We start from the raw sequence: 12,721 nt of genomic DNA, 5'->3' as shown, positions 1-12,721 counted from the left end.
ACACAATGGATGCTAAAGTTTTAATTGAATCATTTGCAGAATTTGCAAGATCTAAAAATGTGGATCGCCCTACGATGATCCGCATTCTAGAAGATGTATTTAGAGCAATGATTCGTAAGAAATACGAAACTGACGAAAACTTTGATGTAACCATCAATGCCGACAAAGGCGACCTTGAGATTTGGAGGATTAGGGAGATTGTAGACGACGACTCAGAGGATATTTGGGATCACGACAAGATCAGTCTTACTGAGGCAAGAAAACTTGAGCCGGATTTTGAAATCGGTGAAGAGACATATGAGAAAATAGAATTGGAGGACTTTGGACGTAGAGCCGTTCAGATGGCCCGTCAGACGTTGATCCAAAGGATCAAGGATCTTGAAAAAGATTTGCTTTTCCAACAGTACGAGGAATTGGTAGGTGAGATTATCTCCGCAGAAGTTTATCAGGTTTTAGGTCGTGAGGCTTTACTGATGGATAGTGATGGAAATGAGCTTATTTTACCAAAAAGTGAGCAAATCTCTAAAGATAGATATAGAAAAGGTGACGCTGTGAAGGCCATTGTCCACAAAGTGGAAATGGTAAACGGCAATCCTAAAATCATACTTTCAAGAACTTCTCCGATTTTCTTGGAAAGACTTTTCGAAAATGAGGTGCCGGAAGTTTATGATGGTTTGATTACCATTAAGAAAATTGTTCGTGAGCCAGGCGAAAGAGCAAAAGTAGCTGTGGAGTCCTACGATGATCGTATCGATCCGGTAGGTGCTTGTGTCGGAATGAAAGGAAGCAGAATCCACGCTGTGGTGAGAGAGCTTCAAAATGAAAACATCGATGTAATCAATTATACCGACAACTTGGAACTATATGTTTCCCGTGCGTTAAGCCCGGCCAAGGTTAGCTCCATACAAGTTAACGAAGAGGGAAAGAGGCTTTCGGTGTTTTTAAAGCCTGATCAGGTATCTTTGGCAATTGGTAAAGGAGGGTTTAACATCAGACTTGCCAGCCGATTGGTAGGTTACGAAATTGACGTGTTCCGTGAGCTTTCCGAATATGAGGAAGAGGAAGATGTTGATTTGACAGAATTTACCGATGAGATTGAAGATTGGGTTATTACAGAATTGAAAAAGACCGGTTTGGATACAGCCAAGAGTGTGTTGGCAGTGACCAAGGAAGAGCTTCTACGCAGGACGGAGCTCGAGGAAGAAACCATAGATGAGGTCTTTAGAATATTGAAACAAGAATTTGAACAGTAAAAAAAGCGTCGCATAGTTAATTTAAAGACGTTATATTTACACAAAAATAAAATAGCAAGGTTTTAGCGTATGTCAGAAGAAAAAATGATGCGATTGGGCCAGGTAGCCAGAAAGCTCAACGTAGGAATATCTACGATTGTGGATTCTATGGCTAAGAAAGGCTTTGATGTAGAGAGCAACCCTAATTCCAAGATAAGTGTTGAGCAATTCGACATGTTGGCCAAGGAATTTAAGTCCTCTGCAAAGGAAAAAGAGGAGGCATCCCATCTTTCCATAGGCAAACGTCACAACGAGACGTTTACCATCAAAGCTGAATCTGAATCTGAGCCTGAGAGGGAGAAAAAACAGGAGCCTCCCGTCAAACCAGCTCCTAAACCAGAGGAAAAGAAAGAAGAGAAAAAAGAAGAGAAGAAGGAAGAGCCAAAGCCGGAGACTGACAAAGTGCAGGCTTCAGCCGAAAAGCTTCCTGGAATCAAAGTCTTGGGCAAAATAGACCTGGACAAAAAGCCAGCGGAAAAGAAAAAGCCCGAGCAGCCTAAGCCAGAGGCTTCCAAACCTGCTCCTGAAGCTACACCTCACAAAAAGGAGGAGAAGCCTCAACCTGAGAAAAAAGAACAACCAAAAGAGGAAAAGCCAACTCCTCAACCTAAGGCTGTGAAGCCTCAGACTTCTGAACCTGCTAAAACTGAACCTTCAAAAAGTAAGCCTACAGCTCCAGACGCATCTAAGGAGAAAGAGGCACCCAAGCCAGCTAAACCAGCGGACAAAAAGCCAGCAGAACAAAAGCCAGCAGAACAAAAACCTGCTGCTAAAGAGACGCCTGAAAAGCCAAGTGCGAAGCCTGAGGAGAAAAAGCCTGACCAGGTAATTTCTGCCAGAGCAGATGCTCTTAAAGGCCTTACGGTATTGGGTAAAATAGAACTTCCCGCTGACAGATCCAAGAAAAAGGCCAAGCCTGTGGCATCTTCAGATGAAAAAGGGAAAGAGAAAAAGAAAAGACCTCGCAAGAGAATTGATAAAAAACCTGGAGAAGGTGGTGGTCAGCAAAGACCAGGCGGTCAAGGACAAGGTTCTGGACCAGGTCAAGGAAGACCAGGGCCAGGCGGAAGACCTGGGCCGGGTGGAAGACCAGGGCCAGGTGGAAGAGGTAAGCCAGGGGCTAAAGGTCCAGGGGCCGGCCGATTCCAAAAAGCTGAGCCTACTCAAAAGGAAATCCAAGATCAAATCAAGCAAACCCTTGCCCGTCTTCAAGGCGGTGGCAAAGGAGGCAAGAAAAGCAGCCGTAGAGACAAGCGATCTGAAAGAAGTAGAGACCAAGTTGAGGGTGTGGAGGAAAGCAGAATCCTTAAGGTGACTGAATTCATCTCCGCCAATGACCTTGCAAGTCTTTTGGATGTTTCGGTAAACGAAATCATCTCGGTGTGTATGTCTCTAGGTATGTTCGTTTCGATCAACCAGCGACTGGATGCCGAAGCTATCACCATCATCGCCGATGAGTTTAACTATGAAGTTGAATTCTCTAAAGCTGATGAGGATGAAGATGTGGAGGTTGTAGAAGATGCGCCGGAAGACTTGGAGGAAAGAGCTCCGATTGTGACTATCATGGGTCACGTCGATCACGGTAAGACTTCCCTACTTGATTACATCAGAAGTGCAAAAGTAACTTCTGGCGAAGCAGGTGGTATCACCCAGCACATTGGTGCATACGATGTGATGACTGACGATGGACATAAAATCGCGTTTTTGGATACACCGGGTCACGAAGCCTTTACGGCGATGAGGGCAAGGGGTGCCAAAATCACAGATGTGGCCATCATCGTAATCGCAGCTGACGATGATATCATGCCTCAAACCAAAGAAGCCATCAATCACGCCCAAGTGGCAAGTGTACCGATGATCTTTGCAATCAACAAAGTAGATAAGCCAAACGCCAACCCTGAGAAAATCAAGGAACAATTGGCCAATATGAATTTATTGGTGGAAGATTGGGGCGGTAAATATCAGTCTCAGGAAATTTCCGCCAAGACAGGTCAAGGTATTGACGACTTGTTGGAAAAAGTACTTCTTGAAGCTGAAATTCTTGAACTTAAAGCCAATGCCAACAAGAATGCCGTCGGTACTGTAGTGGAAGCCTCGCTTGATAAAGGTAAGGGTTACGTTTCTACAGTGATGGTTCAGGCCGGAACGCTGAGAATAGGTGACATCATGTTGGCCGGTGAGCATTACGGTAGGGTTAAGGCAATGTTTGACCATACAGGCAAAAAAGTAAAAGAAGCTGGACCATCCACACCTGTACAGGTACTTGGTCTAAGCGGTGCCCCTCAGGCGGGTGATATACTTAAAGTGTACGGAACGGAACGTGAAGCGAGAGAGATTGCCAATCAAAGAGGGCAGATCAACCGTGAGCAAACCATGCGTACTAAGAAGCATATCACACTTGATGAAATCGGTAGACGTTTGGCAATCGGAAGCTTTAAGGAACTTAATATCATCATCAAAGGTGATGTGGATGGATCCGTGGAAGCACTTTCTGATTCCTTGCTCAAACTATCGAAAGATGAGGTAAGCGTTAACATTATCCATAAAGGTGTGGGTCAAATTTCAGAGTCCGACGTATTGTTGGCATCTGCATCAGATGCTATTATCCTAGGATTCCAGGTGAGACCTTCTTCCAACGCCAAGAAATTGGCCGAGCAGGAAGAGATTGAGATCCGTCATTACTCTATCATCTACGATGCGATCAACCAGATCAAAGACGCTATCGAGGGTATGCTAGAACCTACATTTGAAGAAGTAATCACTGGAAACATCCAGGTGAGAGAAGTCTTCAAAATCTCTAAAATCGGTACAGTTGCTGGATGTTATGTTACTGATGGTTTTGTTACTAGAAAGAATAAAATCCGCGTCATCCGCGATGGTATTGTAGTTCATGATGGTGAAATCGATCAGTTGAAGCGATTCAAGGACGATGTTGCTGAAGTGAAAGCCGGATACGAATGTGGTATCTCAATCAAAAACTACAATGATATCAAGCTTGACGACATCATCGAAGGTTATGAGATGAAAGAAATTAAGCGTAAGAAATAATTTCCAACATATAGATTTAAAAAGGCGGTTTTATTCAAACCGCCTTTTTTTATTTTTGCACATGGTCGAGGCACTAATCATATTGGTTAACATCCTTTTCTATTTTTCCTTAATCAACCTGGTAGCTGGTTTTATACGACCGGTGTATGCCCTGTGGTTTTTGGATAGGAGTAATAGGTTGAAGGTGATTTGGATATTTGGCAGTGCTGGGATCATCCTGTTTGTGACCAAAATACTATTACAGCTTTTAGCTTAATTGGCTAATTTACTATTCCAATAAGCTTGAGGCATCACGCGATACTGCCCAGATCATAAGTAAGATGAAAGGCTATTTTCAGGACCTGTCCAATACCGTATCCCTTACCCAAAACTTACTTCCAATATGAGTCCATTATGCCTTCTTTTCGGGTCCTCTTCGGGTTCACTATGGGTTATGGCATATCGAATGCATAAAAAATGTGCGTGGGATTGGTGGTGATCTTATTTCAGATGATGTTTTTAAGGGTATTTTAGGACTGGTATTATTCCGTATTAAGATGGAAAAATGTACCTAACAGATAATGAAAAAAGCCGGCTAACTTTAGCCGGCTTAAAATTCTATTCAAATGGGTTTATACCCATGTTATACCAAGCGAAAGCAAATTTATCACTCACTTCATCTATGATCATGCTGGTTGGCTTTCCTGCCCCATGACCTGCATTAGTCTCGATTCTGATGAGAACAGGATTGTCACCTTGATGAACCTCTTGAAGTCTTGCGGCAAATTTAAAAGAGTGTGCTGGTACTACTCGGTCATCGTGATCGGCAGTAGTAACCATGGTAGCAGGGTATTCGGTTCCCTCTTCCAAATTATGTAAGGGGCTATAGTTTTTGATGTATTGGTACATCTCTTCGCTATCATCAGCGGTACCATAGTCATAAGCCCAACCCGCTCCAGCGGTAAATTGGTGATATCTTAACATATCTAATACTCCTACTGCGGGGAAAGCCACCTTAGCCAGTTCAGGTCGCTGCGTCATAGTAGCACCAACCAAAAGGCCTCCGTTGCTGCCGCCACTGATGGCTAGTTTTTCGGATGAGGTGTAATTTTCAGAAATGAGGTATTCTGCAGCCGCAATAAAGTCATCAAAAACATTTTGCTTTTGCATTTTAGTGCCAGCCTCATGCCATTTCTTGCCATATTCTCCGCCACCTCGAAGGTTTGGAACTGCATAGATTCCGCCTTTTTCAAGCCATACTGTATTGGCTACGCTGAAGGATGGCGTCAAACTCACCCCAAATCCTCCGTAAGCATATAGCATAGTTGGGTTGTTGCCATTCAATTCCAGACCTTTTTTATGCGTGATAATCATAGGCACTTTAGTACCGTCCTTACTTGTGAAGAACACTTGTTTGCTCTCATAATCATCAGCGTTAAACTTGACATCCGGCTTGATATGAAGTTCGCTCTCCCCAGAGGCAATTTCATATTTGTAAATAGTGCCAGGTGTAATATATGAAGTGAAGGAATAATATAGATGCTCATCATCTTCTTTGGCCGAGAAACCTCCAGCCGAACCAATTCCAGGCAAATCCACTGTCCTGATTTCTTTTCCCTCCAGGTCAAATTGCTTGACATGCGTGATGGCATCTTTTAAGTAAGAAGCAAAAATGTTTTTTCCCGCCGTGCTGGCCCTTAAGACATTCTCAGTTTCTGGGATTACCACTGTCCAATTCTCTGGAGATAGCTTTTGGATACTTGTTTTGACCACCTTGTTATTTGGCGCATCAATATCCGTAAAGATCAAAAGCTCATCCCCTTTTGATGTAAGTACAGAGTGGGTGTTTTCCATGTCCGAAACTATTGACATGATCTCGCTGCCATCTTTTCGAAGATCCTGGACATAAAGTTCATTACCTGTGGTGCTATTTGCAGCAGAGATGACTAGGAAGTTTTGGTCTTCGGTCACCCTTGCACCTACATATCTTTTTGGGTTTTCATCGTCCCCAAAAACCAAAACATCATCTTCTTGGCTGGTGCCCAATTTATGATAAAAAAGTTTGTGATTGTTGGTCAAAGCCGAAAGCTTGCTTCCGCCCGGCTTTTCGTATGTGCTGTAATAAAAGCCATCATTTCCTTTCCAAGCAATGCCTGTGAATTTAGCATCTTCGATTTTATCCTTAAGTAAGGTTTTCCCCTCGACATCCATCACATAGATATCTCTCCAATCAGAACCGGCCACGGACACGGCATACGCAAACAAGCTGCCGTCTTTGGTGAAATTGGCAGATGCCAATGAAGTTGTGCCATCTTCAGAAAGCTGGTTTGGGTCAAGGAAGACCTCCTCTTGACCGTTTTCACCTTTTTTGCGATAGAGAACTGATTGGTTTTGCAAACCGTCGTTTCTATAAAAATAGGTGTAGTCCCCGTATTCAAACGGAGCTCCCACTTTCTCATAATTCCAGACATCTTCTAGCTTTTCCCTTATCTGAGAGCGGAACGGGATTTTTTTCAGATATTCAAAAGTTACCTTGTTTTGGGCTTGTACCCAATCTTTGGTTTCCTCAGCGTGGTCATCTTCCAACCAGCGATATGGGTCAGCCAATTGTTCGCCCCAGTAGGTGTCGATTTGTTCCCCCTTTGTAGTCGCAGGGTATTTCAAGTCCATTTGCATCTGTGCTTTTGCACCTGTGAATAAGCCTAAGGCTAGGCCTAGGGCTAATATTTTCTTTTTATCCATAGTTGAGATTGGGTTTTTACACATGAAATATAATAAAGACTGAGCAAAAAATCATCTTCATAAAAAAAGCCGGTCAATAATGACCGGCTTTCTACTAATCAATAATATCAAACCCTAGATAGGGTACTAGGACTTTCGGCATCCTGATCCCATTTTCGGTCTGGTTGTTTTCCAAAATGGAGGCTACAATTCGAGGCAGGGCAAGTGCGCTACCATTTAGCGTGTGCGCCAAGGTAGTTTTCTTATCATCCCCTTTGAACCTAAGTTTCAACCTATTGGATTGATAGGTTTCAAAATTACTGACAGAACTTACCTCAAGCCACCTTTCCTGCGCCGCAGAGTAAACTTCCATGTCATAAGTTAAGGCAGAAGTGAAACCCATGTCCCCGCCACAAAGTCTAAGCACGCGGTAAGGGAGCTCCAATTTCTTAAGAAGACCCTGCACATAACTGCTCATGTCTTCCAGCGCCTCATAGGATTTGTCAGGATGGGTGATCTGCACGATTTCCACTTTGTCGAATTGATGGAGCCTGTTCAATCCGCGTACATGTGCTCCCCAGCTGCCTGCTTCCCTTCTGAAACACGGAGTAAATCCTACATTTTTAATTGGAAAGTCATTTTCCGAAACAATGACATCCCTATATAAATTGGTGATAGGAACCTCTGCGGTCGGGATCAAAAACAGCCCGTCAGCGGCAATTTCATACATTTGGCCTTCCTTATCTGGAAGCTGCCCTGTAGCATAGCCTGATGCTTCATTTACCACAATAGGGGGTTGAACTTCGTTGTAACCCTGAGCAGTAGCTTCGTCAAGGAAAAAGTTGATGAGGGCACGCTGAAGCCTGGCACCTTTGCCTTTATATACAGGGAAACCTGCACCGGAGATTTTGGCTCCAAGGTCAAAGTCGATAATGTCATACTTTTTGATCAGGTCCCAGTGGGGCATTTTATCCTCACCAAGTGTGGGGATTTGTCCCTCTTCCAAGACTATTTCGTTATCCTCAGCGCTTTTGCCTGCAGGCACATTTTCATGAGGAATGTTTGGGATGGTGTATAAAAGTTGGGTCAATTCCTGCTCAAACTCATCGTAGCGATTTTCCAGGTCTTTGATAAGGCCCTTGATTTCAGCAGTTCTAGATTTAATTTTCTCTGCCTCATCTTTTTTTCCTTCTTTCATCAACATTCCGATTTGTTTGGAAATGCTGTTGGATTCGGCTTGTAGTTGGTCTCTTTCGGTTTGCGTTTCGCGACGCTTTTGATCTATGTCCAAAACCTGGGTAAGGGTGGTGTCGGCTTCAGGAAAGTTTCTTTTTTCCAGGCCGGCCAATACGGTTTGGTAATTTTCTTTGATGCTGTTTACCTGTAACATGGATGATTATATATTAGAAAAATGAGATAAAGTGCAAAGATAGCAAATTTGACACCAGTTAGGCAGAGGATTTGCTTATAATAAACGGTCTACGCCATCCTATGGGGGTGTGGGTTCTAAAGTTCGGAATAAGTAGATTTTTACTGGCTAGTCTGCAGATTGTAAATTTATTATTAAGAATTTATTGTCTACAGAAGAAAAATTTGCTAATTAAGTTCTGATGATGTAATATTGCAAAGTCACAGTATCAAAAATCCCGGTCCCGGTGATTTTACATTATCCTGAAGACCTTTTTATTCCAATCACAATTAGTCACAATACTTACTTCATTTATTCAATTCGAGTAATATCATACGCTTTTTATGTATAACATAGAAGAATTAAAAATCAGATTGCTGTCTGAACTGAAAGAGATAGCAGAGGAGCTGGGGGTTAAAAACTTCAAAACCCTAAAGAAAGACGAGCTTGTTTATGCCATTTTGGACCAGCAGGCTATCACTCCGGAAAAAGCCCTCCCTAAGAAAAAGCCCTCCCAAGCAGAATTAGAAACATCTTCCTCCCCGGAAGAGAAAGAAAACACTCCTCAAGAACAGCCTGCCAAACCCAAATTCAGACGTCAAAACGTAACTGAAATGGATAAGGATGAAAAGGAAAAGGACGCAAAGCCTGAATCCAAAAGAGAGGAGCCGAAAAAAGAAAAAGAGGCACCAAAAGAAGCTGTAAAGCAAGAAGAACCACTTAAGGCTGCTCCAACTAAAAAAGAGGAGCCTAAAAAGGAGGAACCCAAAAAAGAGCCGAAAAAAGAAGCTCAGACCAAACCTCAGCCAAAGGCCGAAGATAAAAAGTCTTCGGAAGGAAAGCAGGAAGAGTCTGGAAGAAGCTTTAGGCCAAGAAGAAGGGCTGTAGTGGAAGAGGCTGTTTCTAGCAGTAGCAGTTCTGCCGATAGAGCGTCAGAGCAAGATCAGCCACGTAGAAAGCCACAACGCGATGACGATGCCCAACCGCAGTCACAGCCGAATGAGGCTTCAAGAAAGAAATCAAACATTTCTATTAAGGATTTTGACGGAATTATAGAAAACGAGGGCGTACTTGAAATCATGTCTGACGGATATGGATTCTTGAGATCCTTGGATTACAATTATCTGGCTTCGCCGGATGATATATATGTGTCTCCTTCACAGATCAAGCTTTTTGGTTTGAAAACAGGTGATAACATCAAAGGCCAGATACGTCCTCCAAAAGAAGGTGAGAAATATTTCGCCCTTCTGAAGGTAGGAACTGTCAATGGCAAAACTACTGAAGAGATCAGGGATAGAATACCATTTGAGTATCTTACACCATTATTTCCTGAAGAAAGGTTGAATCTTACTACCAAGCCGGATAACTATTCTACCCGTATTTTGGATCTTTTTGCCCCTATCGGGAAAGGCCAGAGAGGTATGATTGTAGCCCAACCGAAAACAGGTAAGACGGTATTGCTTCAGAAAATTGCCAATGCAATTGCTGAAAATCACCCAGAAGTTCACTTGATGATCCTTTTGATTGACGAACGTCCTGAAGAGGTGACTGATATGGCCAGATCAGTGAAGGCTGAAGTTGTGTCTTCAACTTTTGATGAGCAAGCTGAGCGCCATGTTAAGGTTGCTTCCATGGTATTAGAGAAAGCAAAAAGAATGGTGGAGTGTGGTCATGATGTGGTTATCCTTTTAGATTCCATCACGAGACTTGCCAGAGCATACAATACAGTAGTACCTTCCTCAGGAAAGATCCTTTCCGGTGGTGTGGATGCTAATGCGCTTCACAAGCCAAAGAGATTCTTCGGTGCGGCAAGAAACGTGGAGAATGGCGGTTCATTGACCATCATCGCAACTGCTTTGGTGGAAACAGGTTCCAAGATGGACGAGGTGATCTTTGAAGAATTCAAAGGTACCGGTAACATGGAGCTTTCCCTTGACAGAAAACTTTCTAACCGACGTATCTATCCTGCCATCGACGTGCCAGGTTCTGGTACTCGTCGTGAGGATCTGCTTATGGACAAAGAAGAAATGCAACGTATCTGGATCCTGAGAAAACTCATGTCGGATATGACTTCTCAAGAAGCTATGGAATTCTTGCTTCAAAGAATGCGAGGCACTCGGGATAATACGGAGTTTTTGATTAGTATGAACGGGTAGGAATTACTTAAAATAAATAATTTTTAAAGCACCTCAGGATTGGGGTGCTTTTTTTTGGTATAATTAATAAATAGGTGTATTTTTCTATTTAGAGATATAAATTTTTATAAAAAGCATAAATCTATTTTCAAAATGCTTTTATTTGTGGTAAAATTTTTAAAATGATTCAAAAGATCTTATTTATAGCAATTTGTTTTTTGCGGGTAGGTGCAATTCAGGCTCAGACCTTTACCTATAATTCAGATAATGCAGGTTGTAATGGGCAGTTGGGTACCAATGCGTGCTGGACAGTGAGCGATAACTGTACCGGTTCGAATGTAAATAACACAAGTTTGCCATTATCGCTGGCGTCATTCCAAAAGTCTACCGGTTGTCCAATTAACCTAGTATTTGAAAATGGAGATTTAGATATAAATAATCATGTTACACTTGGTAAGGCTATCCAGTCAGTTACAGTTAATACTGGTTCGGTCTTAAATATCTCAGGGAATTTGGTTATCAGCGGAGAAAATCAATTAAATATAATTACAAATGGAGGCCGAGTAAATGTAGGGCAGGATTTGATTATGTCCTCGGGGAAGAATGGTACTGAAACGAAGCTTTTTGTATCAGGGAATGGGCTGGGTAGTTTCAATGTTTCAAATGATATAGATTTAAATAATAGAAGTGAATTACATATCTTGGAGGGAGGTAGGTTAATATCTGCCGGAGACACGGAATATAATGGGACTGATATTGATATCTTTGTAAATAAAGGATTTTTCAGAACTGGAAGTTTGACCATTTCAGGAAATGAAAATAAATTGAATATTGCCAATAATGGAATAGTGGTAATTGATGGTGATGTAAAGTTTAGAGGGAATGATGCTGGATTAGTGATAGGTGGGGATAGTGAAATGGAAATAGGGGGAGATATTGATGTTAGTAATAATTCTAGTTTTCAGATTGATCCAGGGTCTCAAGTTAGAATGTGCGGGAATAATGTAAGTATACCTGATAAGTATAAAGATGATATTATTTCAGACGGTGATTGCTTTTATATTCTCCCCGTGGAATGGCACCAAGTATCCGCCAAATTTCAAACTACTTCTCGATTAAATACCGTTAACTGGTCCACTCTAAAAGAGTGGGAAAACAGCCACTTTGAAATTGAGAGATCAATAGGTGGGGTAAAAAATTATGAGATGATAGGCCGCGTGGAAGGTATGGGATGGACGGATGAGATGACCGAGTATAGCTTCTGCGATGATAACCTGCCATTGAGAGGAGAAAGAATTTATTATAGGATCAAGCAAGTGGACTTCGATGGCACATTTGATTATAGCCAAACCATGATGGTGAATGTGCCTGGGATGCAGGTGACAAAGGGTGATTGGAGGGCGTATCCGAACCCTGTGCGTGGTATTGAATTCAACATCGCTCGGTTAGCAGAGGAGCCGCTTAACTCTAATATTCAGGTCAAAATACTTACTTCTCAGATCCCTGTAGCATCCTTTATTGTTAAAGATGAGGGGGAATTGAATTCTCATCTGCGAAAATTGCTGCCACGTATCCCTCAGGGTGTTTTTGTTGTGGAATTGCAGTCAAACAAACAAGTTGAATACTTAAAAGTCATCAAAGAATAAAATTAATTTTAGTCAATATTGGGATCGCCTTTTCATTTTGGAAAGGCGTTTTTTTGTGCACTTCCAGCTTGAATTAAATATATTAGGTCATGGGGATAGTTCGTTTTGTACAAAACTCAGGATGTGAATAACTGTGTGGATAAATAATTATTCGAATAATGATAAAATTGATTTTAAAGACCTTGTTCAATTAAAATTTTTCTGTATATTTACTTTGTAATGCAAATAAACGGTGTCTAAATGCATTTAAAGATTTTTTAATTTAATTTTTATCGATGGAAAGAAATGAAGGGGCCTGGCTTTTTGATACTCATTTTTTTTACCCTATTACTTTAAAGCAACATTTGAAATCAAAGGCTGGCATGTAGAGCCAGCCTTTGGTTTTATACAAATACCTTATTTTGATTTTCATTTGGTTGTTCTGTGTTTAATTTTGAATATGGAGGTGATTCAGGTTTATTATTTTGTATATTTGTACAAGCGAAATTATTT

The 12,721-nt window shown here is 41.8% G+C and carries 7 protein-coding genes; 5 read left to right on the top strand and 2 right to left on the bottom strand.

All coding sequences use genetic code 11. The features are described 5' to 3' along the window. Window positions 1-5: 5 nt before the first annotated feature. The 3 genes from nusA (at window position 6) to FPL27_RS17545 (ending at window position 4,596) form a co-directional block, all read left to right on the top strand. On the top strand, window positions 6-1,253 hold the full coding sequence (gene nusA / locus FPL27_RS17555; protein WP_143962532.1) for a transcription termination factor NusA: 1,248 nt from the start codon (window positions 6-8) through the stop codon (window positions 1,251-1,253). Window positions 1,254-1,322: 69 nt separating this feature from the next. Further along, a complete protein-coding gene (gene infB / locus FPL27_RS17550; protein ID WP_143962531.1) occupies window positions 1,323-4,340 on the top strand; it encodes a translation initiation factor IF-2 in 3,018 nt (1,005 codons plus the stop codon). A gap of 61 nt (window positions 4,341-4,401) precedes the next feature. Further along, complete coding sequence (locus tag FPL27_RS17545) at window positions 4,402-4,596, top strand: hypothetical protein (RefSeq protein WP_143962530.1); 195 nt, start codon at window positions 4,402-4,404, stop codon at window positions 4,594-4,596. 341 nt (window positions 4,597-4,937) lie between these two features. Here the strand turns inward: FPL27_RS17545 and FPL27_RS17540 are convergent, their stop codons facing one another. Together FPL27_RS17540 and serS are read right to left on the bottom strand one after the other, a co-directional pair. Then, window positions 4,938-7,061, bottom strand: coding sequence for a prolyl oligopeptidase family serine peptidase (locus FPL27_RS17540; protein ID WP_143962529.1), 2,124 nt, complete (start codon window positions 7,059-7,061; stop codon window positions 4,938-4,940). Window positions 7,062-7,155: 94 nt separating this feature from the next. Further along, the gene (gene serS, locus FPL27_RS17535; RefSeq protein ID WP_143962528.1) at window positions 7,156-8,430 is read right to left on the bottom strand and encodes a serine--tRNA ligase; all 1,275 of its coding nucleotides are present in this window, start codon (window positions 8,428-8,430) and stop codon (window positions 7,156-7,158) included. Window positions 8,431-8,792: 362 nt separating this feature from the next. Between serS and rho the strand changes: the two genes are divergently transcribed. Continuing rightward, window positions 8,793-10,604 carry a transcription termination factor Rho gene (gene rho / locus FPL27_RS17530; protein WP_143962527.1) on the top strand — a complete coding sequence of 604 codons (1,812 nt, stop codon included), beginning with the start codon at window positions 8,793-8,795 and terminating at the stop codon, window positions 10,602-10,604. 161 nt (window positions 10,605-10,765) lie between these two features. Beyond that, window positions 10,766-12,229 carry a hypothetical protein gene (locus FPL27_RS17525; RefSeq protein ID WP_143962526.1) on the top strand — a complete coding sequence of 488 codons (1,464 nt, stop codon included), beginning with the start codon at window positions 10,766-10,768 and terminating at the stop codon, window positions 12,227-12,229. Window positions 12,230-12,721: the final 492 nt, after the last annotated feature.

It is taken from the genome of Litoribacter populi, from assembly GCF_007483685.1.
Lineage (GTDB): Bacteria > Bacteroidota > Bacteroidia > Cytophagales > Cyclobacteriaceae > Litoribacter > Litoribacter populi.
The sequence above is the reverse complement of the archived record's forward strand: the minus strand, read 5'-3'. Positions and strand labels throughout refer to the sequence as shown.

What these genes read in the sequence shown, in the direction of transcription:
- nusA (WP_143962532.1), top strand. Translation starts at nt 6, where the DNA reads ATGGATGCTAAAGTTTTAATTGAATCATTTGCAGAATTTGCAAGATCT.
- infB (WP_143962531.1), top strand. Translation starts at nt 1,323, where the DNA reads ATGTCAGAAGAAAAAATGATGCGATTGGGCCAGGTAGCCAGAAAGCTC.
- FPL27_RS17545 (WP_143962530.1), top strand. Translation starts at nt 4,402, where the DNA reads ATGGTCGAGGCACTAATCATATTGGTTAACATCCTTTTCTATTTTTCC.
- FPL27_RS17540 (WP_143962529.1), bottom strand. Translation starts at nt 7,061, where the DNA reads ATGGATAAAAAGAAAATATTAGCCCTAGGCCTAGCCTTAGGCTTATTC.
- serS (WP_143962528.1), bottom strand. Translation starts at nt 8,430, where the DNA reads ATGTTACAGGTAAACAGCATCAAAGAAAATTACCAAACCGTATTGGCC.
- rho (WP_143962527.1), top strand. Translation starts at nt 8,793, where the DNA reads ATGTATAACATAGAAGAATTAAAAATCAGATTGCTGTCTGAACTGAAA.
- FPL27_RS17525 (WP_143962526.1), top strand. Translation starts at nt 10,766, where the DNA reads ATGATTCAAAAGATCTTATTTATAGCAATTTGTTTTTTGCGGGTAGGT.